Origin of the sequence: Hydrogenophaga sp. BPS33 (assembly GCF_009859475.1) — a bacterium.
GTDB lineage: Bacteria > Pseudomonadota > Gammaproteobacteria > Burkholderiales > Burkholderiaceae_C > Hydrogenophaga.
The window spans coordinates 3,669,461-3,693,993 of sequence record NZ_CP044549.1 but is presented as its reverse complement, the minus strand read 5'-3'; the positions used below and the strand labels follow the sequence as shown (position 1 = coordinate 3,693,993).

The window sequence follows — 24,533 nt, the reverse complement described above, 5'->3', positions numbered from 1 at the left end:
ACCCGGCCCCCAGAGGCCCTTTTGTTTTTCAACGAAAGGACCGACATGAACACGATCTCTGAACGCGCCCTCACACGGCGCATTTCTCGTGCGCTCTCCCGAGAGGACGCGTCGCGCCTGTGCCGGACTCGAGCAGGATCTCGCGCGGAACTCGATCTCGGCGAATGGTACGTCTTGAGCGCACGGAACATTGCAACTAGCACGCATGTAGATCTCCAGGATCTCGGACGAGAACTTGGCGTGCTGCAATCGCATGAACAGATTGAAGGAGCGGCGTGATGACCGGCTCAAAACTTCGCGAAATCCGCGCCCTTCGTGGCATCACACAAGCCGACCTCGCTGCCAAGGCCGGCATCAGCCAAACCGCCATCGCCGAGTTCGAGAAGGACAAACGCGATCTGCGGACCTCCACCGTGGCGAAGCTGTGCTCAGCTCTCGGAGTGAAGGTGACTTACACACTCGATTCGCCGTAGGGCGGTGGCGCGTGTCCTAGAGGGCGGATACGGCGTGCGTCCGGCGATGAGTTGAAGCGCCGCAGCTCAGCGAAGGTGTTTTTCAGGACTCTAAAGTCCAAATCTCCGAGCGTATTCCCGGGCAATGTCCTGAATGGAGCTCGATTTGAGCAGGCTCTCGACTTCGCGTAGCCACTTGTCCCGGCCTTTGACTTCTCTGTCCAGCTTCTCTCGCAAATTCTCACTGATGGCGTCTGCCTCAGGGTCCACCTGGTGCCGGGTTTCACGGACGCGCTGTCCAGCCGCGCGTAGCTGCGCGATCTGCCTCTCGTGCGCGTCGATCACCGTCACCATGGCATTGAGGCGCACCATGTCCCGTGAATGGTCTGCCTGATCTCGCAATGCTTTGCGCGTCGCAGCTAATTCTTGCCGCTGAATCCGAACAGAGTAGGCGAGCAAACCGAGCGCTGCGAGCGCCACGATGGGGTTCAGTAGCCCGCCCACGTAGTCACCGAACGAACCCCATTTGCCCGGGTCCTTTGAAAGCACTGTATCTGGCTCAAAAGCAAAGTTGAGCACATACGCACCAATGATGATCACGCCAGCTAGCAACACCGCGAAGACGGCAGCCTCTAGCCCTCGCCCATCGAACATCGTCAGAAAATCCTTCCACTTGTTGGCGAGGATACTTTTAAAGTCGTTGGTCTTGATCATGTCGAACTCGTGGCGGGCTGTCAGAGGGGTGTCGGCTACCTACACCAGATCGACCACTTCCCTTCAAAGCCGGATTGGCCTTCGGTGGTGAACTCCGCAAACATTTTGGCTTCCTCCACCTCTGTCTTGACCTTGATTTTCAAGTCGGCATCCGGCATCACCAGCACATAGCGGGTGAAGCCGGCCAAGCCGCCCATACGGTTCTTTGCGTTCACCTCGCCGCACCACGCCAACGCTCGGCGCCTTGATTGCTCGACGCTCCTGAACTGCGCCGACTCGGGGTCATTCAGGAAAAGCTTCACATACTCGCGATGCTCGCTATCAGGCGACATGCATCCAGCCGCGAGCACAGCGGGTATCAGAGCGGCCAGCGTGATCTTCACGGCTTGAAGTCCTCACGCCCGATGCCACACAGGGCGAGCGCGGTGCTGCCGGTATTCGGCGCCCCGAACTCATCGCAGGTGGTCCACTTTCCTTTGCCTTGGAGGCTATCGAACCGCGACCAGAACAGCGCGTATAGCTTGGGGTCTTGGATCGCGTGGCCGGGAGCGGCGCCAGTCATCAGCGGCGCTGCGACACCAGGCGCGACCATGGCCGCGGTGGTGGACGCACTCGTTCTCGAGGCATTCACCCGCAGAGAAGTCCGTTGGCCTTCTGGCATTGCCGTGACAGTCCAAAGGAAATACTCGTCGATAAAGGCAAATATCACCCATGTCACTGAGTGACGCACGGCGTCGAACCCATCGTTGCGGTGGTTGAACCGTGTGTCATTTGGGTCCGCAAGCTTGAGCACCTTTTCGGCGGTAGAAATAGCCTGCTCCGGCTTCGCGTCCACGATGCGCGTCGTCATCTCCAACCAGGCTGCGCGATCCATCTGCGGGGGTGGGGTTGCGCAGCCTGTGAGCATCATGGCGGCCAGCAGCAAAAATACTCGCATAGCTCTTCCTCGTCGTGAATGGCCCGCCCACACGATGCAGGTAGATCCCCGTCTCACCGGAGACTTTCACATCGAAGAGATTCTGTTCGGTTGCAGGTGCTTCCGTCCGCGTAGTTTTTCACGGTGGGCCTCAAACACCGCCGATCATGGGGACCCGCTCATCGGCCGCCGAAAAAACAGTTTGCGCTTTTTGATTATTGGTAATACGATTAATCAAATGGAAAACAGCAAACCAAGTGGCAGAGGTGGCTCACGCCCAGGCGCAGGCCGCAAGCCGAAGGAACAAAGTGAAGCCATGGACCCCGTCTCGATCAAGATGACCGGGCCGCAGCGCGACAAGCTGAAGCGGCTGGGCGGCGCGCCCTGGGTGCGCGAGAAGATCGACAAGGCCAAGGAGCCAAAGGAATAACGCCGTGCCTCGGGGCGGAGGATGTGGAAAATTTTCCACATCCTTGTCTGAGGCAAAAAGCGACGGCCCAAGGTGCGGGAACACCAAGGACCGTCTGACCAAAACGTGCAACTCTGAAAGGACCGCACATCATGGCTACCTTGAAGTCTATCCCCGCCACCCCTGCAGATCTCGCAAGGCATTCAAATGCACTCACTGCCGAGCAGTACCGAATAGTTCTTGAAAGGATCGCCGGCTGCTGCGATACGCTCAGAAACGTACTGATTGAGGCGATCGAGGCTGAAGAGCATCAGGTCACAAACCTGATCGACGCCGGGAAAATGCTTGCCACGTACATCGGCGGTATGGCAGACAACGCGGCGCGCCCTGGCGGCGCAATCATTGGCAATCACGATTGCTGGAACTACGGCCGGGCCTTCGCCGGCGCAGGTAAGGAGGCTTGAGATGGCTATCGAAAATCTGGATCGATTTGGCGACGCCTACTCGTGCATCGATCAGGCGCTTGCATGTCTCATGGCCATTGACGCTCCCAACGCAGAAAGCGGCCCCGAGCTGTTGGGACTGCGCCTCATGTCCGAGGCCACTCTGACCAGCGTCGATCTGGCAATGTCGCAGTGCGGCCGCGAACAAGTCGATCGCGCCGGCCAGTGCGTCGATGCGTTGCTGCATTCCGTCTCCCAATATTGCGGTGGCGCGGGATGCGCTGACAGTTTGGCCTTTGCATGCGAGAGCCTGCTGCACCTGTGCCGCCTCCATTTGCACGCCATGGGGCAACAGATCAGCACCACTGAGGGCAACCGAGAAGCGTTGGAGGTGCAGCATGGCTGAGATCACTCTAGACCACGCCGGACTTTTGGACAGCCTGAGCAACATCTACAACGCAATCGCCGCTCTCAAAGCCTCAGCAATCGAGCGAGACAGCGATGTCATCCTTTCGTTGCAGCATGCCGCGGAGGGGCTACTCTCGCACGCGGAAGCCGCGATGAAGGAGGGCGCGCGCGATGCGCAATCGGCTGCCTTCGTGCGGATTGGCTGCCTGGCCGACCTCATTGACAAGGTCAATGCCGACATCGACGACCAGTTGTTGTATGCGGCATCGGTGCTGCTACATCTTGCCAACGCACAGCTTGTCGCGCCTGAGGCCGCGTGACGCCCCTCGGCGAGGCCCTTCGGGGCCTTTTTCAATGGTGCGCGGGGCGGGGATCGAACCCGCACACCCTTACGGATACGAGATTTTAAGTCTCGGGCGTCTACCGATTTCGCCACCCGCGCAAGGCTGCTAGGCATGATACCCGGTGCGTAAACCGTGCGTAGCAAGTGACCACCGTGTGAGACAATTCGGCACCACGCAGCGCAGCGCTGCACACTGGAAACCTAGCAAAATCAAGTGCTTACGCGTGTTCCATGGTGCCGGGTTGAGTTAGATATAGACTTAAAATCCCCCGTCGCAAGACTTGGCGGTTCAAGTCCGCCTCGAGGCACCACGCCACCCTAGGATTTTTGCGGGTTCGCCGCTACAGTGAGTTTCCCATGACCCGATTCAACGCGCCCTTCGAAATCCATGTGCATGGAGACGTTCCCTTGCGCGAGGACGTGGCCTATGCCCAGATCCAGGATGCGCTCAAACCCGTTTGGCAGTACGCGGGCGCCCGTTCCCTGGCGGCCGCCGCCGAGAGCAGCTACGAAGACGAACCGGGCATCCGCTTCGACGCCGAGGCCCATGTGCTGCAGATCTGCTGGACCGTTCCAGGCGATGAAGACTTCCGCCAGGTGATGGAAGAAGCCTGCATGGGCCTGAACGAAATCGCCTCGGCCGGCGCACCGCTGGAAGTGTCTTTCTACGATGCCGAGTTCGACGAGGAAGACGAGAGCGCGGAAGACGAGGCGCGCGACGACTTCGTGATGTGTTTTGTCGGCCCGACGCCAGCGGCCATCATGCAGGTGCAACGCGACCTGCTGGTGCAGGACGTGATGCACATCATGGAGCGCCATTTCGATGCCACCGAACTCGGCGAGGTCGTCGGCGCGATCGACAAGCTCTTCACCCAGCGCTTTGACGCCCTGGTGAACTCCATGCAACTCGGCAAGCCGCCGCGTGGCCACGGCGGGCAGTCGGGCCATGGCGGCCCGCGCAAGCCGCGCCACCTGCACTGAATCCGGCTTGCGCAGCCCGTTTCGGGCCTGCCGACCACACCGACTAGACTCCGGGCAGCGCGGGCGACCGAGACCCGCCATTGGGAGTCTGCATGGCATTTTTCTCCACCGATGCCCTCAACCCCGGCGTGCGCAAGCGCGAGGTGTTTGGCTGGGCGATGTTCGACTTCGCCAACTCGGGCTACACCACGGTGGTACTGACGGCGGTGTTCGCGGCTTACTTCGTGGGGGCGGTCGCCGGTGGCGCCGACTGGGCCACGTTTGCGTGGACCGCAGCGCTGAGCCTGTCGCACCTGATCGTGATGTTCACCATTCCGGCCATGGGGGCTTGGGCGGACCGCCACGCGGCGAAGAAGCGGCTGCTGATGTTGACCGCCCTGGGCTGTGTGCTGGCGACGGCGGCGCTGGGCCTGGTGGAGCCGGGTGCGGTGGCGCTGGGCATGCTGCTGATCGTGCTCTCCAACGTGTTTTTTGCCTGGGGCGAGTCGCTGGCGGCGGCCTTTCTGCCGGAGCTGGCGCGCCCCGCGTCCCTGGGCCGTGTGAGCGGTTGGGGCTGGAGTCTGGGCTATGTGGGCGGCATGCTGGCCTTGGGGCTGAGCCTGGCCTACGTGTTGTGGGCGCAGGCGCAGGGTCAGAAGGCGGCCCAGTTCGTACCGGTGACCATGCTCATCACGGCGGCCGTCTTTCTTTGCGGTGGCGGCCTTGTTCACGCTCGCGCTGCTGCGCGAGCGCGCGCAACCCTTGTCGCACACCTCGGGCGTGGCGGGCTGGCGCGAGTCGCTGCGCCAGTTGCAACACACCTTCCTCGAGGCGCGCCGCTACAAGGACTTCATGTGGCTGCTGGCCTGCGTGGCGGCCTACCAGGGCGGGGTGGCGGTGGCGATCACGCTGGCGGCCATCTACGCCGAGCAGGTGATTGGTTTCGTGCAGCAGGAAACCATGGTGCTGATCTTCGTGCTCAACATCGCTGCTGCCCTGGGCGCATTCGCCTTCGGCTATTGGCAGGACCGCCTGGGCCACAAGCTGGCGCTGGGCATCACCCTGGTGGGCTGGGTGGCGACCTGCATCATCGCCGCGCTTACCACCACCAAGGGCGGTTTCTGGTACGCCGCCGCAATTGCCGGGGTGTGCATGGGGGCGAGCCAGTCTTCGGGCCGTGCGATGGCCGGCATGCTGGCGCCGCCCGCGCAGTTGGCTGAGTTCTTCGGCTTGTGGACGTTTGCCACGCGCGTGGCGAGTATCGTGGGCCCTTTGAGCTACGGCGCCATTACCTGGATGACCGGGGGCAACCAGCGTCTGGCGATCGGGTTCACGGCCGTGCTGTTCGTCGCCGGGTTGGCGTTGCTCATGCCGGTGAACATGCAGCGTGGGCGCGCGGCGGCGCTGGCGGGCGCGGGTCTGTAAGGCCTGGGACAGCCTGTAGACCCGGGCGCGTTGGCCTCACTCCGGCTTGAAGCCCGCGCCCTTCAGCAGCTCAGCGCTCTGCGCCACATCGGCGGTGATGTACTTGCGGAACTGCTCCACCGATTCGGTCACCGGCTCGACCCCGATGGTGGCGAACGAGCCGGCCTTGGCCAGTTCTGACACGGCCTTGTTCACCGCCCTGTTGAGGAACTGCACGCGTTCATCGGGCGTGCCTTTGGGGGCCCACAGACCGTACCACGACACATACACCAGACCAGGGTAGCCGCTCTCGGCAGCGGTGGGCACTTCGGGCGCCACGCTGCTGCGCTTGGCCGAGGTTTGCGCGATGGGCTTTACACGCCCCCCCTTGGCCATGGGTTGCAGCGAGATGATGGAATCGACCAGCAGCTGCACATGGCCACCGGCCACGTCGGTCGCGGCGGGTGCAGTGCCCCGGTACGGCGTCATGGAGAGGTTCAGCTTGGCCTGTTTGGCCAGCAGCAGCGTGGCCAGGTGGCTGGGCGCGCCCAGAGCGGGAATGGCGGCGTTCCAGCTGACACCGGGTTTGCTGGCGGCGTCGACCACCTCGCGCAGGTTCTTCTGCGGTGCGTTGGGCGGGATCACGATGAGCAGCGGCGCTTCGCCCACGCGCGCCACGGGCGCGAAATCGGTCACCGGGTCATACGGTGGCGTGGCGAGCACGTGGCTGGCCAGCACGTGCGTGGCGGCGGAGAACAGCAGGGTGTAGCCATCGGCGGGCGCAACCTGCACGGATTTGCCACCGATGGTGCCGCTGCCGCCGGTGCGGTTGTCCACCACGACGTTCACGTTCAGATCGGTCTGCAATTGCCGGGCCAGCAGGCGGGCAGCGGCGTCGACACCACCGCCGGCCGCGAACGGCACGACGATCCGGATCATGTTGTCGGGGAACTTGCCGCCGCCCTGCGCCAGGGCGGGTACCACGCTCACGGCCGCGAGTGCCAGGCCGGTTATCCAGTGCTTCAATCTCATGCTTGTCTCCTTTGGGTTCTCGGGTCAATCGGGTTGAGGGGAAGGAACGGCGGTGCGCGGGCGGCGCCGTTCGAAAACGCGGAGCGTGGCGTCGATGTCTTCCACATCGATGCCGCGCGTGATGAACACGATGCGCGTGCGCCGGTCGTCGCTGGGCCAATGGGGCAGCGTCTCGGGCGGGTGGAACAGGTGCTGCACGCCGTGGATCACCAACGGGTGCTCGGGGTCGTCGTCCAGGTGCACGATGCCTTTGACGCGCAGCAGATCGTCGCCGCGCAGCTTCGCGATCATGTCGAGCCAGGCGAAGAACCCTTCGCGCGAGAGGGGTCGCTCGCGCAGGATCACGTGCGAGCGGATGCGGTCGTCGTGGTGGCTGGCACCGGCGCCGTTGCCGGACGCCGACGCGGGGAAGAAGCTGGAGCGCCCCCCCGCGTCGGGCAGGGCGTTGAAGGCGGCGGCCGGGCGCACCAGCAAGGCCTGCAGCGCGCTCAACGCGCCATCGGCGTCGGTGCGGATCTCGGCCAGGGGGTTGATGTCTTGCAGACGTTTCAGCAGTGCCTCGGGCGCGGGCTGTAGGTCGGTCTTGGTGAGCAGCAACCGGTCGGCCACGGCCACTTGCTTCACGGCCTCGGGGTGGTGGTCCAGCGTGGCCATGGCGTGGTAGCAGTCCACCGTGCAGGCCACGCCGGCCAGGCGCCAGGCGCCGTGCAGGCGCGCATCGCCCATCAGCGTGTGCAGGATGGGCGCGGGGTCGGCCAGGCCGGTGGTCTCCAGCACCACATGGCGCAGTTCGCCGTTCAACGCGGCGGGCGTTTGTGCCAGGCGTTCGAAGGCCTCGACCAGGTCGCCGCGGATGGTGCAGCAGATGCAGCCGTTGGCCAGCAGGACCATGTTCTCTTCGGTGTGGTCGATCAGGTCGTGGTCCAGGCCCACGGCGCCGAATTCGTTGATGACCACGGCCGTGCCGTGCATGCCGGGTTCGCGCAGCAGGCGGTTGAGCAGGGTGGTTTTGCCGCTGCCGAGGAAGCCGGTGAGCACGGTCACCGGGACCAGTGAAGGCACGGTTTTCATGCGGCGGTGCCCATGGGGCCGTGCAATTTGGCAAACGATTCGAGCGTGCGCGCCAGGCGCGTCAGCAACCAGTCGGCGTCGCGCTCATCGGCTTCACCCGCTTCGAGCCGCGTGAGCAGGCGCATCACCGCCTGGCCTTGCTCGTGGATGGGACCCGGCAGCAGCAGGAAGGCTTCCACGCTCTTCTCGCCCAGGCGTTCGCTTTCGGCCCAGAGGTAGTCGGCGATGTCGAGCTCGAAGTCCTGCAGCGACACGCTCACGCCACCCACACCACAGCCGCAGCCCGAACCCAGCGTGACGTGCTGGGCGCTCAGGCGGCTCCACAGCCCGAGCAGGTGGGCAGCGCGCGGGTCGGTTGCCACGGCGACGGCGTCCATGTCAGGCCTGCGCTGCCGCAGCGCGCAGTTGGGCGGTGGCGACGGTGTCCACCTGTTGCTGCGCGTTCAGCGCCACGCGATAGACCTCGCGCGCCACCTCGGCGCTCACATAACCTTCACGCACGTCTTCGGCCACCTTCTCGGCCTCGCGGTCCAGCGGGCTGCCGAAGCCGCCGCCGCCGCCCGAGAGCATCTTGTAGGCGTCGCCGCGTTCCAGCCGCACGTTGAAGATCTTGGCATTGAGGTGGTCTTCCTTCCACACACCCTTGTGGCGCACGGCCAGGCCGTTGCCCATGGCGTCGCCGCCACCTTCCAGGCCCCAGGGCTTGCAGTGCACGCGGTCGATGCGGGTGGTGACGGTGAAGGGCGAGAGCGCCTGCACCACCATCTCCGCGCCCAGGCCGCCCCGGTACTGGCCGGCGCCCGCGCTGTCCTGGCGGATCTCGTATTTCTCTACCAGCACCGGGTACTTGGCTTCGAGCTGTTCGGTCGGGCTGTTGTGGGTGTCGCCGTCGTTGATGCAGACGGTGACGGACACGCCGTCTTCCGAGCTCTTCGCACCCCAGCCGCCACCCAGCGGGCCGATGCCGACGATGAACAGGCGGCCATCTTCCGGCGAGATGCCGTGGATGTTGGGGAATACCAGGTCGGCGTGGTGGCCGGCGATGGCGCGGTCCGGAATGGCCGGCGCTAGGGCCTTGAAGATGGTGTCGATCACCGTCATCGGGAAGGTCATCCAGACGCGCATCGGGTAGGGGCGCTCGGCGCTGATCACCGTGCCCATGGGCATCACCACCTTGAGCGAGCGGAAGCTGCCGTCGTTCACCGGGTAGTCGGTGGGCGTGGTGAGGCACTTGTAGGCCACCTGCGCGCAGGCAATGCCGGTGGTAAAGCCGGAGTTGTAGAAGCCGCGCACCTGCTTGCTCACGTCCGACAGGTCGACCGTCATCTCGTCGCCGCTCACGGTGACCTTCACGCGGATGGGAATGCGCTTGCCGATCTCCAGGCCGTCGTCGTCCATGTAGGACTCGGCTTCGTACACGCCATCGGGAATCGAGAGCGTGTTCTTGCGCGCCACGGCTTCGCTCGAATCCATGATCTGGCGAATGGAGCCGTTCACTGCGTCGGCGCCATAGCGCTGCAGCAGTTCCACGTAGCGGCGCTGGCCGGTGGTGATGGCGGTGATCTGCGCGCGCAGGTCGCCCAGCGCGCGTTCGGGCATGCGCACGTTCATCGCGATGATGTCGATCAGGTCCTGGTTGACCACACCTTCGCGCTGGTACTTCACGATCGGGATCTGAATGCCTTCGCTGAAGATGTCGGTGGTCACGTTGCCCAGTGTGCCGCCCACGTCCAGCCAGTGCGCCATGCAGCAGGTGAAGCCTTCGAGCCGGCCTTCGTGGAACACCGGCATGGTGAAGGTGAAGTGGTTCAGGTGGCTGCCGGTGGTGTACGCGTCGTTGGTGACGAGGATGTCGCCCGGTTTGATGTTGTCGTAGCCGAAGTGTTGGATCTTCGCCTTCACCGTCTCGGCCATGCCCCGGATGAACATGGGCAGACCCAGGCCGATGGAGACCGTGTCGCCTTCCTTGGTGAACAGGCCCACCGTGAAGTCCAGTGCCTCGTAGATGATGAGGTTGTACGCGGTGCGCGTGAGGTTGGTCTTCATTTCCTCCGTCACGGCGAAGAGGCCGTTGCGGATGATCTCGACAGTGACGGGGTCGACCACCGCTGCCGTGTTGTTCTGGATGTCTCGTGCGTTCATGAGCGGTCGCTCCCAATGGCGATTTGCAGATTGCCCAGGCCATCGACGCGCAGTTCGTCGCCGGGCTGGACCACGGTGGTGGAGGCGTGTTCTTCGATCAGCGCCGGCCCGGCGATGAGGTTGCCGGCGCGCAGCAGATCGCGCTTGTACACCGGCGTGTCGGCCCAGCCGCCGCTGCGGAAGTACACCGCCTTGGTGCCGCGCAGGGCGGCGGCTTCGGGCTGCGCCGCGCCTTCGTCCACGTGGTGGCGCGGTGGCTTCTTCATGGTGCCCAGCACGGTCACGCGCAGGCTCACCAGGTCGGCCGGTTCGGCCGGTGCGGAGGTGCCGTAGCGCACCTTGTGCACCTGGTCGAAATGGTTTTTGATGGCCGAGCGGTCCTTGTCGGCGAAGAAGGCGGCAGGCAGGTCCACCGTGACCGCGTGTTCCTGGCCCACGTAACGCATGTCGGCGGCGCGCTCGATCACGATGCCGTCGGGCTGAATGCCGGACTGCGCCAACGCCGCGCGGCCTTCGTCTTCCATGCCCTTGTAGAGTGTCTCGATCTCGTCGAAGGACACGTCGTTGAGTTTGCGGAACACCGAGCGCACGTAGTCGTAGCGCAGGTCGGAGAACAACATGCCGTAGGCCGAGAAGTAGCCGGGCGCGTACGGAATGAGCACCTTGCGGATGCCGATTTCGCGGGCGATGGCCGAGGCGTGCAACGGGCCTGCGCCTCCGTAGACCACCATGGTGAAGCTGCCGGCGTCCAGGCCGCGCTCGGTGGTCACGGCCTTCACCGCGTGCGACATCTGCGTCACCGCGATGCGCAGGATGCCGTCGGCCGCAGCGGTGGCGTCCAGCCCCAAAGGCTTGGCCACGCGCTCGTCCATCTGGCGTTGTGTGCCGGCCAGGTCGAGTTTGAGTTCGCCGCCGAGGAAGTGATCCGCATCGAGACGGCCGAGCAGCAGGTTGGCGTCGGTCACCGTGGGTTCGGTGCCGCCCCTGCCGTAGGCCACCGGGCCGGGAATGGAGCCCGCGCTTTGCGGGCCCACGCGCAGCGCGTTGCCGGTTTCCACGCGGGCGATGGAGCCGCCGCCCGTGCCGACTTCGTGGATGTCCATCATCGGAATCTGGATCGGCAGGGCGCGCTCGTAGCCGCCGATCAGTGCACTGCCTGTGGTCAAAGGCCGGCCTTCGCTGATGACGCCGGCCTTGGCCGTGGTGCCGCCCATGTCGAAGGCAATCGCATCGCCCATGCCGAGCTGCGCGCAGATGGCCTGCGCGCCGATCACGCCGGCCGCCGGGCCGGATTCGAGCATGCGCACACAATCGCGGCGGGCGTGCTCGCTGGGGAACAGGCCGCCGGTGGACTGCACCACGTAGAAGTCGCCTTCGAAGCCCTTGTTGCCCAGGTGTTCTTCGAGCTGGCCGAGGTAGGCCGACACGCGTGGGCCGACATACGCGTTGGCCACGGCGGTGGAGACGCGTTCGAACTCGCGGTATTCCTGGCTCAGTTCGTGCGAAGCGCACACGAAGGCAGCGGGCAGTTCCTCTTGCAGGATCTGCTTCACGCGCTGTTCGTGCGCCGGGTTGCGGTAGGAGTGCAGCAGCAGCACGGCCACGGCCTCGATGTCCTTGCCACCGAGTTCGCGCGCCAGCTCGCGCACGGCGTCTTCGTTCAGCGGCTTGTGCGTGCTGCCATCGGCGCGCAGGCGCTCGGCCACTTCAAAGCGCAGCGAGCGCTTCACCAGCGGTTCGTGCTTGTTGAAAAACAGGTTGTAGGCATCGGGCCGGTTGACGCGGCCGATCTCGTAAATGTCGCGAAAGCCTTCGGTGATCAGCAACGCGGTCTTCGCGCCATTGCGTTCCAGCAGCGTGTTGATGGCGATGGTGGAGCCGTGCAGGAACAGGTGGCCGTCGCGCAGGTCGATGTCGGCGCTGTCCAGCGTGGCCTGGATGCCGTTGACCAACTGGCCGTGCGTGGACAAGGCCTTGCCGAACAGCAGCTGGCCGGTGACCTCATCGAACGCGGCCATGTCGGTGAAGGTGCCGCCGATGTCGACGGCCACGCGCAGTCGCGCGTCGGGCGGGGTGAGGTTTGTGTTGCTCATGGTGTTGGGTTGTTTAGGGAGACGACGCGATCCAGGGGCATCAAGGGTCCGGCCGTGCCGGCCCGAGATGCCGTCCCCCCTCGAAGCGCCGCAGGCGCGCCACGGAGGGGGGAAGCCGCGCAGCGGCGCAGGGGGGTGTTCCTCATACGACGCCGATGGGGTTGCGGAGGATGCCCAGGCCGGTGATTTCGACCTCGACCACGTCGCCTTCCTTCATGTAGAGCGGCGGCTCGCGGCGGTCGCCCACGCCACCGGGCGTGCCGGTGGCGATCACGTCGCCGGGCGAGAGCGGCGTGAAGCGCGAGATGTAGGCGACGATGGTCGGAATGTCGAAGATCAGGTCGCCCACGCTGGCGTTCTGCACCACCTGGCCGTTCAGGCGGGTCTGCAGTTGCAGCGCCGTCACGTCGGGCACCTCGTCGCGCGTGGCCAGGAACGGGCCGAACGGGCCCGTACCGGGGAAGTTCTTGCCGGGCGTGAACTGGTGGGTGTGGCGCTGCCAGTCGCGCACGCTCACGTCGTTGAAGCAGGCATAACCGGCGATGTGCTCGAAGGCGTTTTCCTTGGCGATGTGGCGTCCGCCCTTGCCGATCACGAAGGCGAGCTCGCCTTCCCAGTCGAAGCGCTCGGAGAAAGAAGGCCGCAGCACGGTCTCGCCGTGCGCGGCCAGACTGTCGTTGAATCGCAGGAACAACGAAGGGAATTCGCTGTCTGCGCGCTTGGTTTCGGCCACGTGGGTCTTGTAGTTGAGGCCCACGCAAATCAGCTTGCCCGGGTTGGGGATCACCGGCAGCAGGCGCACCTGCTGGGCGGTGAGCGACACGCCAGCCGCCTCGGCGGCGGTCTTGAGCGCGGTAAGTTCGCCGGCCGCGATCGCGGCCTTGAGGTCGGCGAAGCGCGCCTGGAACGCGGCCGGGGCAGGAAGGTGGCGGCCATCGGCACCCACCAGGCCGTAGCTGGCGCGGCCGTCGTGTTCAAAGCTGGCGAGTTGCATGCGGTTTGTCTCCGTGATCAAGAGGCGCTGCGGACAGCGCGGGGTGATGGAAGCGGAGTCTAGAAATGCGGTTGCCATCTGCATAGAATGCAAACCCAGATTTCAGTCATGCCTCGATTGGCATATCAGAAAATGGAGATGTCCCATGAACCCCAATGACTTCCGGCTGTTCCTCGAAGTGGCCGAACTGGGCAGCTTCACCAAGGCCGCCGCCTTGCGGCAGACGGTGCAGTCGCACATCAGCCGGCAGATCGGCGACCTGGAAAAACAATGCGGCGGCGCGCTGTTCCGCCGCACCGGGCGGGGTGTGACGCTGACCGATCTGGGCCAGCACGTGCAGGCCCGGGTGCGCAGCTGGGTGCGCGAGACCGACCAGTTGCTGGCGGACATCCGCGTCGATGCAGGCGAGCCCATGGGCGAGGTGCGGCTGGGCATCCTGCCCTCGGCGGCGCACCCGCTGATCACCCACGTTTTCTTGCGTCTCAAGGCAGAGTTTCCGAAGATCAAGCTCAATGTGCGCGAAGGGCAGGGCGGCGAGCTCGACACGCTGCTGGACATGGGCAGCGTGGACATGGCGATTTTGTTCCGCTACCAGAAGCCCACGGGCGCGGACGAGCAACTGCTCGCGGTGGCCGGCACCTACCTTGTGTCGCGTCCGGGCGATCCGCTGACGCAGCACGATTCGTTCGAGTTCGCGCGGCTCGCCGGGCTGCGCCTGGTGTTGCCACGCCGGCCCGCGCACTGGCGCGCCGTGCTCGACGAGACGGCGCGCAGCAAGGGCTTCGTGCTGCAGGCCGAGGTGGAGGCGGATTCGCTGCGCGTGCAGAAGGAGTTGGTGGCGCACACGCCGGGCCTGTACTCGCTGCTCGGCCCATTTTCCATCGATGCCGAGTTGCGCGCGGGCCACTTGCAGGCCGCGCGCGTGGTCAACCCCGATCTGCGCCGCCACGTCACGCTCGCGCTGCCCAGGCAGGGCCAGCTCACGCCGGCCAGCAAGATCGTCGCGCGCCTGCTGCGCGAGACGGTGGAGGCGTGGGGGCATCGGCTCAGTCTGAAAACGGTAGTGACCCCTTCGCCGGCAACGCGTTGATCGAAAGAATCGGGGTCATGGCGGGGGCGATTCGCTGGAAACTTCAAGGCAAAGCGAAGGATCCCGAGATTGCAATCATTGGCGAAAAGATCAACGGAATCTGCGTACAGCTTTCGCGTCTCACCTTCTTGCGCACCCATCGAATACTGCCGCAAAGGCCTCCTCGGCAACCGTCATTCCTGGAACCACGTTCACTCGGGCGCAGCTTGAAGCGATCCGCGATGGCGCGGGCAAAGTGCCGGACGGCAAGATTCGTCAATAGGGTCTTCGCTCCGGGGCATAACGGGAAGCTGCCTCGCCATGTGATTGCGCTCGAGTGTTTGTCGACACGAGCTCGCGCAACCGGTCCAACCGCTATGTCCGGGAACCACATACCCCCGACGGTTACACGCAGGGGTGTCGGCACGGTGCCACATCGGTGTGCAGCGGTTGATCCGGCGGGAAGCCACCTATGTCTCGAATCGACATCACCTCCACAAAGGGAAAGCCCGGGTCTGTCCCCGATCGCCGAACCGCAAGCCCTCGCGGCCACACGGCCGCGAACACGTCCTCCAACAGGGGGGTCGAAGTAGAGAAGGCTGAAAAGCCTCGCTCGAACAAAGGGGGAACGACGACGTCGCACGTACGCGCGGCGACCGTCGTCGAATCCGGAGACGTCCGTCTTGCGCACAACACTCGCAAATCCTCGGATCCCTTGAACGCGAGCAAGAGTGCCCGAGGCGATGACACAAGCGGTCGCAAAGACGGCAAGGACCTTGCGAGCCAGAAAATGACGATGGTCTTCCTGGCGTTGAGGCGACATGCCACGGATGGTGGAACCGCGGACAAGGTGTTGGCCCGGACCGAAGATTTCGTCAAGGCGCTCACAACTGCAGATCCGAACTCGTCTGCAAGTTCTGTCCAGCCGTACGACGGTCTCTTGCGAGCGAGACTGGAAACCATGCCGCGGGACAAACTGAATGTTCTCAGCAAGAGTGCGTCGATTCTGCAAGACGTGCATGCAGTCGTCGCTCGCATCCATGTGGCTGCTCAAGCAGAGCTATTGAGGCGCGAAGACGCGTTGAAGTCTGTCGAACGCGAAGGGATGCAATTCCTCCGCAGTCTTGTATCTGGAAACACCACGGTGGCTCGGCACCACTTTGGCCAGTTCGATGCGGCCATGAAGTCGGTCGGGACGTTCGCCGATTGCCGAGATCTCTGGTGCCAGATTTTTGACAAGTGGAATCGCAAAGACCTGGAAGCAGCCCGTCTCGCGGCCGTGGACTTTATGGAAAGAGGGCGCAAGCCATGGATTGCCGATCTGGTGGATGTCATGAACGAGGCGCCGTCCTTGCGCATGAGTACACCTCTCGCAAGGGTCGATAGGGTCTTGGGGACTCTGTTGGATGTCCTTCCAGCAAGAGACAGCCTCCACATTGCACAGTGCATTCAGCGTTTCCAGGAAACGGTGGCGCGGGAGGTTCCATCCGCTCATGGTGACGTGTTCGCCATTGATGGGTATATGGATCGCCTGCAATGGCGATTGCAGACGATGTCAACGAACAGCTTGGTGGAGCTGGGCGAGGCGGTATGGTCCTATGCAAAAGAGGGTGCGGATGCCGTCATCGCACATCTGCAATACGCCATCGTGGCGGACGAATTGCGGCGCCGATTGCCCAACGTACAGAGAAACGGCCCTGAGGCTGTCTTGGCACAGATGTCTCGCGTGGAGATGAACGACTTGGCCGTGAAGGCTGCCTATCTGTTCGACACAGCGCAGAAACGCGCACCAAACGCCGATGCCAAGGAGCGAATTCCGGGCGCTTCCTTCACGCTGCAAGAGCTCACCGACTTCAACAATGTGGTGAACCAAAATTTGGCGATGCGGATCGTGAGGGAATATCACCTGCGGTCTATCGAACGGATGACGGTGGAAGAGCGCGACGACGCCGCGTGGGCTGTGCGGCTTTCAAGACGCTGGAATGTCCGGGCCCCTGAAGTAGACAAAGATGCTTCGACTGCCACAAAGGACCCGTTTAACCAACAACTGCTGCGGCTGGAACAACGCCTCACGGCTTTCGATGCAGCCCAGTCCTCCAATCGAGCGGAGAGCGGCTCCACTTCCACGACGGACGTGCCGCCCTTGATCACGCGAACCAGGGCATTTGGCAAAAGTGTCTTGGCAACGCAAACGCCGATGAGCAAAGAACCCGAGAAGCCCCTCGAATCTGCAGACGAAGAAATGAGCGCGCTCCTGACGATCCTCTTGTCTGGCGATGCGACGGCCGCTCAGGTTCAAGAACAGAGTCGGCGTTTTTTAACCTCGCAGAATCGGGAGAAAAACAATTCGTCCCAAGTCCAGGCCATTGGGAATAACAACTACATCCGTCGCCTGCGGGCGCGACTGGAAACGAAAGGCCCGGGAGCCGTGGAAGCCCTTGTCGATGCGACCGCGAAATTGAAAGGCGGAAATGCTGTCGTCGCAGACATTCACGCAGCGGCCAAGGCGGTGCTGGCGGATCGCGCGGGTGGGGAACAACACAGGGCACGGGGGACGAATGCGGTGGACCAGGGGAATTCGCTCGTCGGGCGACTCGGTCGGGCAGTGAGCAGCGCGGTCCAGCGCCGCCAAGAAGCCCAGACCGAAGCGCAGGCACGGCTTGAGACAGCGGACGCGAAAATGGCGGCGATCTTCGCTGCACTGCTGTCGACAGATCCCTTCAATCTCAATGCGGTGACGGCCGTTAAGGATTTCGTGGAGGCCATGCAAGCCCCCCACGGCAACCCCATCGACGACGATGCCGCTTTGGGTCTATACGCCGACAGATTGAACAAGCGATTGATCCGGATGACGCACAGTGAATTGCAAGCCTTGGCGGTGGCGATCAAAGGCTATCTGCTTCACGTGGAAGATCGAGTTGTCGATGGCATTCGCCTCGCCATTGAGGCGCAGCTGAAACAGCGGCAGCCCGCCCGAACCTCACCAGGCGGTCTTAACGGCGGTCAGTCTTCCTGACGGCCTTTGCGGACCGGCCGTCGTGCCACCCATCACCCCAAAGGGGTATGTGATGAAACCCGAAGCTTGAAATGGGTACTTAATCATTATGTCGGTCCGGTGCCATATCTCTGCGCGTCTGGTGAACCGGCGAAAGGGCTGACATGCACGCATTAACTAACGTGGTGCTTCTGGCATTGCCAAACCTGAAGTCGGGTGACAAGTCACAGAAGGCACCCGATCAGGGCACGATGGGGAACAAGGGGGTCATCGTTGACACATCCCTTAAACGGTCAAGACGGGACAACGCGCCGCAGGCCAATTCAAAGAAGGCGATGAACCGTCAAGAGGCGCCAAGGCCCGGTGCGCGTTCACCAGCCGTCACGGCACCTGTGCCTCGGCGGTCGAGCGACGCAAGCAAGGCAGCACCCGATGCATCGACCCGTACGCCGCAAGTCAAAGAAGCAGTGGACAAAGAAATGTCGCGGCTCATCGTGGCCTTGTCAGCGAGCGCGGACCCCGATTGCCAGCGGATCATCCAGCAGTTCAACGCGGCCCTGGAAACTTTGCAACAGAACTCGTCCAGCAGTGCAGACATTGCCGGCACAACGGACGTGGAGCATTTGAAAACCCAGTTGGGTGAAGTGCCCTCAAAGGCACTCAAATCGCTCGGCGAGGCCGCGAACACATTTCTAAACAACTCGCCCACTCAGGCTGTTGCAGTACTGAGCGTCGGCATACAGATGGAGATTGCGAGGCGCGATGCTGTCTTGCGGTCGGCAGACGGTCCCATGGATCAATTTCTCCAACATCTCTTGAAGGGAAATTTTTCCGACATGCGTGCGCCTGACGCGGCGTTCTCGGCGATCTTGCGACCGTTGACGGCGCTTGGTTTGAACTACAACGATCGGTTGTTGATGAGACTGGGCGAACTGTCAGAGCAGGATCTGAATGATGTGGCCCCGGCTGCAAGGCGGGCCGTGGAGAGACCCCATGCCTATATGGACGGAGCCACGGCGCAGTACGTGAGCCTGGCCGCCAGCATTGTCCTGCTGCAGAGAATGTCTCCCGAACTTCAGACGATGGACCACCACTTGGGGAATGTTCTGAAAGCGTTGGCGTCCGGCGAAGACAGCACCGTGCTACCGAGCGTTGATGTCTTCAACAAGGCGGCACAGGCTTCAGGTCGATCCGGGAATGAGGCGTTCACTGAAGATGATGTCCGCAAAGCCGTTTCTTCCCCGGATTTCGGCAAGTGTTTGCACCGGCAGCTTGCCGCAATGCCACAGGCGCAGTTTGAGAAAGTGACTGCCGCATTTGCGTCTGACACCAGCGATTTGAGCAATCCCGTGCTCAACCGCATTTGGTTGGCGACACAGACTGAATCTCGTCAACGAAGCGCGACCTGAGCCGATGCGGCTTGGGCAGCGAGCGCACCTAAAAGCTACACGGCCAGCGCGTGCGCATCCACGCGCAGCCCCAGCCAGCGGTGTGCTGCATCGGCCAGCGCCAGCGGGTCACCAGTGGACAGCAGGGTGGTCGATGCCGGCGTCATGCCTTCTTCCGGCGCCGGCAGTCCCAGTACCTCGCGCGTGCGGCGCGCCACTGGCACGCCGGTTTCCACCAGCATCACGCCCGGACCGCTCAATTCGCCCAGCAGGTCGGCCGCGAACGGGTAGTGCGTGCAGCCGAGCACCACGGTGTCGATGGGCTCTTCGTCTCCGGACACGCCGGCGTGCAGCAGTTCGTGGACATAGCGCGCGCTCAAGGTCTCGATGGCAGCGGTGTCGTGGCGCTCGATGGCGCCGGCCAGGCCGTCGCACGGCTGGAACCGGAAATGCAGAGGACGGGGCGAGGTGGCCACCAGCCGATCGCGCAAGGCGGCCACGCGCGCGCTGCCGAGCGTGCCGCGTGTGGCCAGCACACCGATGCGGCCATTGCGGCTCAGTGCCGCGGCGGGCTTGAGGGCCGGCTCCACGCCCACGATGGGCATGTGCGGGTATTGCAGGCGCAGATCGTCGATGGCAAGCGCCGTGGCGGTGTTGCAGGCGACCACCAAAGCATCGATCGCATAGGTCTCTCGCAGATGCTGCGTGACGAGGTGGGTGCGTTGCGAGACGAATTCGGGCGTGCGCTCGCCGTAAGGCGCGTGACCGCCGTCGGCCGCGTAGACGAAGCGCTGCCCGGGCAGTTCGGCGAGCAAGGCCCGCAGCACGCTCAGGCCGCCGACCCCGCTGTCGAACACACCGATGGTTTTCAAGCGGCCGCCACCTCGATGCCCTTGAACTCGCCCGTGGCGATGCGCTTCTGCCACTCGGCCGGGCCGGTGATGTGCGCGCTGGTGCCGCCGGCGTCCACCGCCACCGTCACCGGCATGTCGACCACGTCGAATTCGTAGATGGCTTCCATGCCCAGGTCTTGGAAGCCGACCACTTTGGCGTGCTTGATGGCCTTGGACACGAGGTAGGCCGCGCCGCCCACGGCCATCAGGTAGGCGCTCTTGTGTTTCTTGATGGCGTCGATGGCGACCGGGCCGCGCTCGGACTTGCCGATCATGGCGATCAGGCCGGTCTCGGCCAGCATCATCTCGGTGAAGCCGTCCATGCGGGTGGCGGTGGTGGGGCCGGCGGGGCCCACGGCCTCGTCGCGCACCGGGTCGACCGGGCCGACGTAGTAGATGACGCGGTTGGTGAAATCCACCGGCAGCTTCTCGCCCTTGGCCAGCATGTCCTGGATGCGCTTGTGCGCGGCGTCGCGGCCGGTGAGCATCTTGCCGTTGAGCAGCAGGGTTTGGCCGGGCTTCCAGCTCGCGACTTCGGCGGGCGTGAGCGTGTTGAGGTCCACGCGCTGGCTCTTCTGCGTGTCGGGCACCCAGTTCACGCTGGGCCACAGATCCAGGCTGGGCGCTTCGAGGTAGACCGGGCCGGAGCCGTCCATCACGAAGTGGGCGTGGCGGGTGGCGGCGCAGTTGGGGATCATGGCCACGGGCTTGCTGGCCGCGTGGGTGGGGTACATCTGGATCTTCACGTCCAGCACGGTGGTGAGGCCCCCCAGGCCTTGCGCGCCGATGCCCAGTGCGTTGACCTTCTCATACAGCTCCAGGCGCAGCGCTTCCACCTGGCTGAGCTTCTCACCCTTGGACGCCTTGGCCTGCAGCTCGTACATGTCGAGGTCGTCCATCAGGCTTTCCTTGGCCATCAGCACGGCCTTCTCGGCCGTACCGCCGATGCCGATGCCCAGCATGCCCGGCGGGCACCAGCCGGCGCCCATGGTCGGCACGGTCTTGAGCACCCAGTCGACCACCGAGTCGCCGGGGTTGAGCATGACCATCTTGCTCTTGTTCTCGCTGCCACCGCCCTTGGCGGCGACGGTGATGTCCACCGTGTCGCCGGGCACGATCTGGGTGAAGATCACGGCGGGCGTGTTGTCCTTGGTGTTCTTGCGGGCGAACTGCGGATCGGCCACGACCGAGGCGCGCAGCGTGTTGTCGGGGTGGTTGTAGCCCTGGCGCACGCCTTCGTTGATGGCGTCTTCCAGGCTGCCGGTGAAGCCTTCCCAGCGCACGTTCATGCCGACCTTGAGGAAGACGTTGACGATGCCGGTGTCCTGGCAGATCGGGCGCTGGCCGGTGGCGCTCATCTTGCTGTTGGTGAGGATCTGCGCAATAGCGTCCTTGGCCGCTGCGCTTTGCTCGCGCTCGTAGGCACGGGCCAGGTGGGCGATGTAGTCAGCGGGGTGGTAGTAACTGATGTACTGCAGGGCGGCAGCGATGGATTCAATCAGGTCAGCTTGCTTGATGGTCGACATGGCGGGCGTTCGTGGGGCGTTGGAGGCATGGGTAGGGAACACGGTATTTTGACAGACCGTCTTTGGGCCCCCAAGGCACGTTGTTTCGCCTCGTTAGCGCGTTGTGTGGGGTAGCGAGGCCATCAGTTCGGCCACCCATTCCACGAATGCGCGCACTTTGGCGCTCAGGTGCCGGTTGGGTGGATAGACCACGTACAAGGGAATCGTCTCGCAGGTCCAGTCGCTCAACACGCGCACGAGCTCACCGCGTTCGATCAGCGGCATGGCCGTCAGGGCCGCGACCTGCGCCACGCCCAGACCCGCCAGCACGGCCGCTGTCATCGCGTTGCTCTCGTTCACCGCCAGCTTGTACCGACCGGCGATCTCCAGGGTCTGTCCGTCCTTGGTGAAGGTGTTTGAAAACGGCCGTCCATTGCGCGTGGAGAAGTAGTTCACGATGGTGTGCTCACTCTCCAGCTGCTCCGGGTGGGTGGGCGTGCCGTGCGCCCGCACATACGCGGGCGAGGCGACCGCAACCAGCGGCACGTTCGCCACGCGCCGTGCCACGAGCGACTGGTCGAGCAATTCACCGCCACGGATGACGCAGTCCACGTTGTCGGCCAGCAGGTCCACCGAACGGTCCGTCACGCCCAGGTCAAGCTGGATGTCGGGGTAGCGGCGGTAGAAATCACTCAGCGCGGGAATGATGATTTCCCGCGCTACCGAAGTGCCCACGTCTACGCGCAGGCGTCCGCTCGGGCGGGCCTGGGCATTGGTCATGCTGGCTTCGATGTCGTCCAGATCGTTGAGTACGCGCACGGTGCGCTCGTAGTACGCCGCGCCGTCGGGCGTGACGGTGACGCGCCGAGTGGTGCGGTTGAGCAGCTTGACCTTCAGTCGCGACTCCAGGTGTTGCACCAGCTTGGTCACGGTGCCCTTGGGCAGATCGAGCGACTCCGCGGCTTTGGTGAAGGTGCCGGCCTCCACCACCCGCGCGAACACGCGTATTGATTGAATCTGATCCATGCCCTCGGCCCTCGGTGTGCTGTTTTGTGGCCGGATTGTTCGCGCATTCGAAACACACATCTGGTGCAGGGTGGCTTTATCCGCAGAAAGGGTGTGCCTATAGTTCGTTCCATGGTTTCAACTTCCGCCATCTCCGCCGTGCTTGCGCCGACCCAGACCGTGTCGTTACCCGGCACGCCGCCGCTGTCGTTGCGCGTGTGGGGGAAGAAGACGCGCGGTCACGTCTTGCCGCTGGTGCTGCACTTCCATGGAGGCGCCTTCGTTGCTGGCGACCTGGACAGCGGCGCCTGCATGGCCGAGTTGATCGCCAGCACGGGGGCGGTGGTGGCGTCGCTGGACTATCCACTGGCTCCCACGCACCGCTTTCCCGACGCAGTGGAGGCGGGTTACGCCGCCCTGGCATGGCTGTACAAGCAACGCACCCGTTTGGCGGGCAATGGCGCGCCGCTCTTCGTGGCCGGTGAGGAGGCGGGCGGCAATATCGCCGCGGCGGTGGCGCTGATGGTGCGCGACCGTGCGCATCCGCCGCTGGCCGGGCAGATCCTGGTCGCGCCGATGCTCAACCCGTGCAACGCCACCGCCTCGCTGCGCCAGTCCTTGGGCGAGGCCACTGGCTGCAAATGGAGCGACGGCTGGCAGCAATACCTTCGCGGCCCGATGGACGCGGAGCACCCTTACGCAGTGCCCGGCCTCGCCCAGCGGCTCGCGGGCTTGCCGCCGACCTTGATTCTGACGGGTGCCGATGACCCGATGCGCGATGAAGCACTCGCCTATGCCGAGCGCTTGCGCGATGCCGGCATCGACGTGCGCAGCAGCGTGGTGCAGACCGCCACCGGCTGGCCCGACTCGCTGGGTGTGCAGCCGCCCGGGCATTGTCCGTGCGCGGCGCAGGTACACACCCGATTGCGCGCTTTCTTCCAAGCCGCGACGCCACCGCCACCGCCACCGTCCTGACGGACGCCGCAACCCTTATCCCGCCATTTTGAAACGCTGTACCCGGTGATCCACCGGGAACGGTCCCGCTCGCCCTGAAATAGGAACAACCATGTCCCATCTGCCCCCTTCCAAGCGCCGCCTTTGGTGGCCCACCGTGGCCGTGCTGGCTGCCATCACCATCGGCGGCGTTCTGCTGTTGAAGGAAGCCAGCGTGGCCCGCGCCAGCGTGCCGGCGAGCGCGCCACCGCCCATGCCGGTCTCGGTGGCCACCGTGACCGAGAGCGACATCGCCGCCTGGGAGGAGTTCTCGGGCCGCCTTGAAGCCGTGGCGCGCGTGGATATCCGCTCCCGCGTTGCGGGTGTGGTGCAGGCCACGCATTTCCGCGAAGGCGCGCTGGTGGCCAAGGGCGATTTGCTCGTGTCTATCGACCCCGCACCCTATGAAGCCGAGGTCGCACGTGCCGAGGCGCAGACCGTCGCGGCGCAGGCCCGTGTGACCCATGCGAGCAACGAACACGCGCGGGCACGCCGCCTGTGGGACGACAAGGCGATCGCGCAGCGCGAACTCGACGACCGCGAGAACGTGCTGCGCGAGGCCGAGGCCAACCTCAAGGCCGCGCAGGCCCAACTACAGACCACACGCCTGAGCCTGGGCTACACGCAGGTGCGGGCACCCGTGGCCGGGCGCATTGGCCGGCTGGAAGTGACGGTGGGCAACCTGATTGCCGCTGGCCCGGGTGCGCCGGTGCTTGCCACGCTGGTCTCGGTCAGCCCGATCTACGCCAGCTTCGACGCCGATGAGAAAACCGTGGCCGGAGCGCTCAAGGGCCTCACGGCCGGTGCACGTCCGGCAGTCGAACGCATTCCGGTGCAGATGGGCACCTCCGCCACGAGCGACACACCCTACACCGGCCAACTGCAGCTGATCGACAACCAGGTCGACCCGCGCAGCGGCACGGTGCGTGTGCGCGCCGTCTTTGAGAACAAGGACGGAAGCCTCATGCCCGGGCAATTCGCGCGCATACGCATGGGCCAGCCGCAGACCGCGCGCACGCTGCTGGTGAGCGAACGCGCCGTCGGCACCGACCAGGACAAGAAATACGTGCTGGTGGTGGGCGCCGGTGACAAGACCGAATACCGCGCCGTCACGCTGGGTGCACCGGTCGATGGCCTGCGTACGGTGCTCAGCGGTTTGAAGCCGGGCGAACGCGTTGTCGTCAATGGCCTGCAGCGCGTGCGCCCCGGCGATGTGGTGCAACCACAGACGGTTCCCATGAATGCCCGCGCCGACACCTCAGCGGGGGCCGTGGCCAAGTCCTGAGCCACCGAGCCCGTGAAAA

24 protein-coding genes, 1 tRNA gene and 1 pseudogene are annotated in these 24,533 nt (G+C 64.3%); 13 read left to right on the top strand and 13 right to left on the bottom strand.

The features are described from left to right. The first annotated feature begins 45 nt into the window (after positions 1–45). Together F9K07_RS17205 and F9K07_RS17200 are read left to right on the top strand one after the other, a co-directional pair. Positions 46–279: a hypothetical protein gene (locus tag F9K07_RS17205; RefSeq protein ID WP_159594591.1), complete on the top strand. Its 234-nt coding sequence runs from the start codon at positions 46–48 to the stop codon at positions 277–279. Then, on the top strand, positions 279–473 hold the full coding sequence (locus F9K07_RS17200; protein WP_159594590.1) for a helix-turn-helix transcriptional regulator: 195 nt from the start codon (positions 279–281) through the stop codon (positions 471–473). The genes F9K07_RS17205 and F9K07_RS17200 overlap by 1 nt, the downstream gene beginning before the upstream one ends. A 90-nt stretch (positions 474–563) precedes the next feature. Here F9K07_RS17200 and F9K07_RS17195 read toward each other — a convergent pair whose 3' ends face one another. Genes F9K07_RS17195 through F9K07_RS17185 form a run of 3 tightly spaced genes read right to left on the bottom strand, consistent with a single transcriptional unit; the run spans position 564 to position 2,016 of the window. Beyond that, complete coding sequence (locus F9K07_RS17195; RefSeq protein WP_159594589.1) at positions 564–1,166, bottom strand: hypothetical protein; 603 nt, start codon at positions 1,164–1,166, stop codon at positions 564–566. A gap of 35 nt (positions 1,167–1,201) precedes the next feature. Continuing rightward, complete coding sequence (locus F9K07_RS17190; protein ID WP_159594588.1) at positions 1,202–1,549, bottom strand: hypothetical protein; 348 nt, start codon at positions 1,547–1,549, stop codon at positions 1,202–1,204. Further along, entirely contained in the window at positions 1,546–2,016 is a 471-nt protein-coding gene (locus F9K07_RS17185; protein WP_159594587.1) for a hypothetical protein, read from the bottom strand. The genes F9K07_RS17190 and F9K07_RS17185 overlap by 4 nt, the downstream gene beginning before the upstream one ends. Positions 2,017–2,074: 58 nt before the next feature. Here F9K07_RS17185 and F9K07_RS17180 point away from each other — a divergent pair, with 58 nt between their 5' ends. The 4 genes from F9K07_RS17180 to F9K07_RS17165 all read left to right on the top strand — a co-directional run bounded on the left by F9K07_RS17180 (position 2,075) and on the right by F9K07_RS17165 (position 3,662). After that, a complete protein-coding gene (locus tag F9K07_RS17180) occupies positions 2,075–2,512 on the top strand; it encodes a hypothetical protein (RefSeq protein ID WP_159594586.1) in 438 nt (145 codons plus the stop codon). 131 nt (positions 2,513–2,643) lie between these two features. Then, positions 2,644–2,955, top strand: a complete 312-nt coding sequence (locus tag F9K07_RS17175) for a hypothetical protein (RefSeq protein ID WP_159594585.1) — start codon at positions 2,644–2,646, stop codon at positions 2,953–2,955. A gap of 1 nt (position 2,956) precedes the next feature. Then, the gene (locus tag F9K07_RS17170; protein WP_159594584.1) at positions 2,957–3,340 is read left to right on the top strand and encodes a hypothetical protein; all 384 of its coding nucleotides are present in this window, start codon (positions 2,957–2,959) and stop codon (positions 3,338–3,340) included. Beyond that, positions 3,333–3,662: a hypothetical protein gene (locus F9K07_RS17165; protein ID WP_159594583.1), complete on the top strand. Its 330-nt coding sequence runs from the start codon at positions 3,333–3,335 to the stop codon at positions 3,660–3,662. Before F9K07_RS17170 ends, F9K07_RS17165 begins: the two co-directional genes overlap by 8 nt. 35 nt (positions 3,663–3,697) lie before the next feature. Here the strand turns inward: F9K07_RS17165 and F9K07_RS17160 are convergent. Then, positions 3,698–3,784 (bottom strand) — tRNA-Leu (locus F9K07_RS17160). Between the two features lie 258 nt (positions 3,785–4,042). On the opposite strand from F9K07_RS17160, the gene F9K07_RS17155 reads away from it, so the two are divergent. Both F9K07_RS17155 and F9K07_RS17150 read left to right on the top strand, forming a co-directional pair. Next, positions 4,043–4,666, top strand: coding sequence for a DUF6806 family protein (locus F9K07_RS17155; protein ID WP_159594582.1), 624 nt, complete (start codon positions 4,043–4,045; stop codon positions 4,664–4,666). A gap of 92 nt (positions 4,667–4,758) precedes the next feature. Continuing rightward, positions 4,759–6,070: pseudogene (locus F9K07_RS17150) on the top strand (MFS transporter). A 36-nt stretch (positions 6,071–6,106) separates the two neighbouring features. Here the strand turns inward: F9K07_RS17150 and F9K07_RS17145 are convergent. The 6 genes from F9K07_RS17145 to F9K07_RS17120 form a co-directional block, all read right to left on the bottom strand. Beyond that, complete coding sequence (locus F9K07_RS17145) at positions 6,107–7,081, bottom strand: Bug family tripartite tricarboxylate transporter substrate binding protein (protein WP_159594581.1); 975 nt, start codon at positions 7,079–7,081, stop codon at positions 6,107–6,109. A 24-nt stretch (positions 7,082–7,105) separates the two neighbouring features. Further along, complete coding sequence (locus F9K07_RS17140) at positions 7,106–8,143, bottom strand: CobW family GTP-binding protein (protein WP_236581302.1); 1,038 nt, start codon at positions 8,141–8,143, stop codon at positions 7,106–7,108. Between the two features lie 5 nt (positions 8,144–8,148). After that, positions 8,149–8,529, bottom strand: a complete 381-nt coding sequence (locus F9K07_RS17135; RefSeq protein WP_159594579.1) for a hypothetical protein — start codon at positions 8,527–8,529, stop codon at positions 8,149–8,151. 1 nt (position 8,530) lies between these two features. Further along, complete coding sequence (locus F9K07_RS17130) at positions 8,531–10,294, bottom strand: hydantoinase B/oxoprolinase family protein (protein ID WP_159594578.1); 1,764 nt, start codon at positions 10,292–10,294, stop codon at positions 8,531–8,533. Then, positions 10,291–12,387, bottom strand: coding sequence for a hydantoinase/oxoprolinase family protein (locus F9K07_RS17125; protein WP_159594577.1), 2,097 nt, complete (start codon positions 12,385–12,387; stop codon positions 10,291–10,293). The genes F9K07_RS17130 and F9K07_RS17125 overlap by 4 nt, the downstream gene beginning before the upstream one ends. A gap of 142 nt (positions 12,388–12,529) precedes the next feature. Further along, the gene (locus F9K07_RS17120; protein WP_159594576.1) at positions 12,530–13,381 is read right to left on the bottom strand and encodes a fumarylacetoacetate hydrolase family protein; all 852 of its coding nucleotides are present in this window, start codon (positions 13,379–13,381) and stop codon (positions 12,530–12,532) included. 145 nt (positions 13,382–13,526) lie between these two features. On the opposite strand from F9K07_RS17120, the gene F9K07_RS17115 reads away from it, so the two are divergent. The 3 genes from F9K07_RS17115 (at position 13,527) to F9K07_RS17105 (ending at position 18,854) form a co-directional block, all read left to right on the top strand. Then, positions 13,527–14,471 carry a LysR family transcriptional regulator gene (locus F9K07_RS17115; RefSeq protein ID WP_159594575.1) on the top strand — a complete coding sequence of 315 codons (945 nt, stop codon included), beginning with the start codon at positions 13,527–13,529 and terminating at the stop codon, positions 14,469–14,471. A 694-nt stretch (positions 14,472–15,165) separates the two neighbouring features. Next, positions 15,166–17,466, top strand: coding sequence for a hypothetical protein (locus tag F9K07_RS17110; protein WP_159594574.1), 2,301 nt, complete (start codon positions 15,166–15,168; stop codon positions 17,464–17,466). Positions 17,467–17,609: 143 nt separating this feature from the next. After that, the gene (locus tag F9K07_RS17105; RefSeq protein ID WP_159594573.1) at positions 17,610–18,854 is read left to right on the top strand and encodes a hypothetical protein; all 1,245 of its coding nucleotides are present in this window, start codon (positions 17,610–17,612) and stop codon (positions 18,852–18,854) included. 35 nt (positions 18,855–18,889) lie between these two features. Here F9K07_RS17105 and murI read toward each other — a convergent pair whose 3' ends face one another. From murI to F9K07_RS17090, 3 genes are all read right to left on the bottom strand, one after another. Continuing rightward, positions 18,890–19,705, bottom strand: a complete 816-nt coding sequence (gene murI / locus F9K07_RS17100; protein WP_159594572.1) for a glutamate racemase — start codon at positions 19,703–19,705, stop codon at positions 18,890–18,892. Next, on the bottom strand, positions 19,702–21,252 hold the full coding sequence (locus F9K07_RS17095; RefSeq protein WP_159594571.1) for a fumarate hydratase: 1,551 nt from the start codon (positions 21,250–21,252) through the stop codon (positions 19,702–19,704). The genes murI and F9K07_RS17095 overlap by 4 nt, the downstream gene beginning before the upstream one ends. Before the next feature lie 93 nt (positions 21,253–21,345). Continuing rightward, positions 21,346–22,257: a LysR family transcriptional regulator gene (locus tag F9K07_RS17090; protein ID WP_159594570.1), complete on the bottom strand. Its 912-nt coding sequence runs from the start codon at positions 22,255–22,257 to the stop codon at positions 21,346–21,348. Between the two features lie 111 nt (positions 22,258–22,368). Here F9K07_RS17090 and F9K07_RS17085 point away from each other — a divergent pair, with 111 nt between their 5' ends. Further along, positions 22,369–23,211 (top strand): alpha/beta hydrolase, encoded by an 843-nt coding sequence (locus F9K07_RS17085; RefSeq protein ID WP_159594569.1) that lies wholly within the window; start codon positions 22,369–22,371, stop codon positions 23,209–23,211. A 91-nt stretch (positions 23,212–23,302) separates the two neighbouring features. Further along, positions 23,303–24,514 carry an efflux RND transporter periplasmic adaptor subunit gene (locus F9K07_RS17080; RefSeq protein ID WP_159594568.1) on the top strand — a complete coding sequence of 404 codons (1,212 nt, stop codon included), beginning with the start codon at positions 23,303–23,305 and terminating at the stop codon, positions 24,512–24,514. Positions 24,515–24,533 lie beyond the last annotated feature (19 nt).

Bases quoted from the DNA above. Each gene is read 5' to 3' on its own strand.
- F9K07_RS17205 (WP_159594591.1), top strand. From the start codon at position 46: ATGAACACGATCTCTGAACGCGCCCTCACACGGCGCATTTCTCGTGCG.
- F9K07_RS17200 (WP_159594590.1), top strand. From the start codon at position 279: ATGACCGGCTCAAAACTTCGCGAAATCCGCGCCCTTCGTGGCATCACA.
- F9K07_RS17195 (WP_159594589.1), bottom strand. From the start codon at position 1,166: ATGATCAAGACCAACGACTTTAAAAGTATCCTCGCCAACAAGTGGAAG.
- F9K07_RS17185 (WP_159594587.1), bottom strand. From the start codon at position 2,016: ATGACGACGCGCATCGTGGACGCGAAGCCGGAGCAGGCTATTTCTACC.
- F9K07_RS17180 (WP_159594586.1), top strand. From the start codon at position 2,075: ATGGCGGCCAGCAGCAAAAATACTCGCATAGCTCTTCCTCGTCGTGAA.
- F9K07_RS17175 (WP_159594585.1), top strand. From the start codon at position 2,644: ATGGCTACCTTGAAGTCTATCCCCGCCACCCCTGCAGATCTCGCAAGG.
- F9K07_RS17170 (WP_159594584.1), top strand. From the start codon at position 2,957: ATGGCTATCGAAAATCTGGATCGATTTGGCGACGCCTACTCGTGCATC.
- F9K07_RS17165 (WP_159594583.1), top strand. From the start codon at position 3,333: ATGGCTGAGATCACTCTAGACCACGCCGGACTTTTGGACAGCCTGAGC.
- F9K07_RS17155 (WP_159594582.1), top strand. From the start codon at position 4,043: ATGACCCGATTCAACGCGCCCTTCGAAATCCATGTGCATGGAGACGTT.
- F9K07_RS17145 (WP_159594581.1), bottom strand. From the start codon at position 7,081: ATGAGATTGAAGCACTGGATAACCGGCCTGGCACTCGCGGCCGTGAGC.
- F9K07_RS17135 (WP_159594579.1), bottom strand. From the start codon at position 8,529: ATGGACGCCGTCGCCGTGGCAACCGACCCGCGCGCTGCCCACCTGCTC.
- F9K07_RS17130 (WP_159594578.1), bottom strand. From the start codon at position 10,294: ATGAACGCACGAGACATCCAGAACAACACGGCAGCGGTGGTCGACCCC.
- F9K07_RS17125 (WP_159594577.1), bottom strand. From the start codon at position 12,387: ATGAGCAACACAAACCTCACCCCGCCCGACGCGCGACTGCGCGTGGCC.
- F9K07_RS17120 (WP_159594576.1), bottom strand. From the start codon at position 13,381: ATGCAACTCGCCAGCTTTGAACACGACGGCCGCGCCAGCTACGGCCTG.
- F9K07_RS17115 (WP_159594575.1), top strand. From the start codon at position 13,527: ATGAACCCCAATGACTTCCGGCTGTTCCTCGAAGTGGCCGAACTGGGC.
- F9K07_RS17105 (WP_159594573.1), top strand. From the start codon at position 17,610: ATGCACGCATTAACTAACGTGGTGCTTCTGGCATTGCCAAACCTGAAG.
- F9K07_RS17095 (WP_159594571.1), bottom strand. From the start codon at position 21,252: ATGTCGACCATCAAGCAAGCTGACCTGATTGAATCCATCGCTGCCGCC.
- F9K07_RS17090 (WP_159594570.1), bottom strand. From the start codon at position 22,257: ATGGATCAGATTCAATCAATACGCGTGTTCGCGCGGGTGGTGGAGGCC.
- F9K07_RS17085 (WP_159594569.1), top strand. From the start codon at position 22,369: ATGGTTTCAACTTCCGCCATCTCCGCCGTGCTTGCGCCGACCCAGACC.
- F9K07_RS17080 (WP_159594568.1), top strand. From the start codon at position 23,303: ATGTCCCATCTGCCCCCTTCCAAGCGCCGCCTTTGGTGGCCCACCGTG.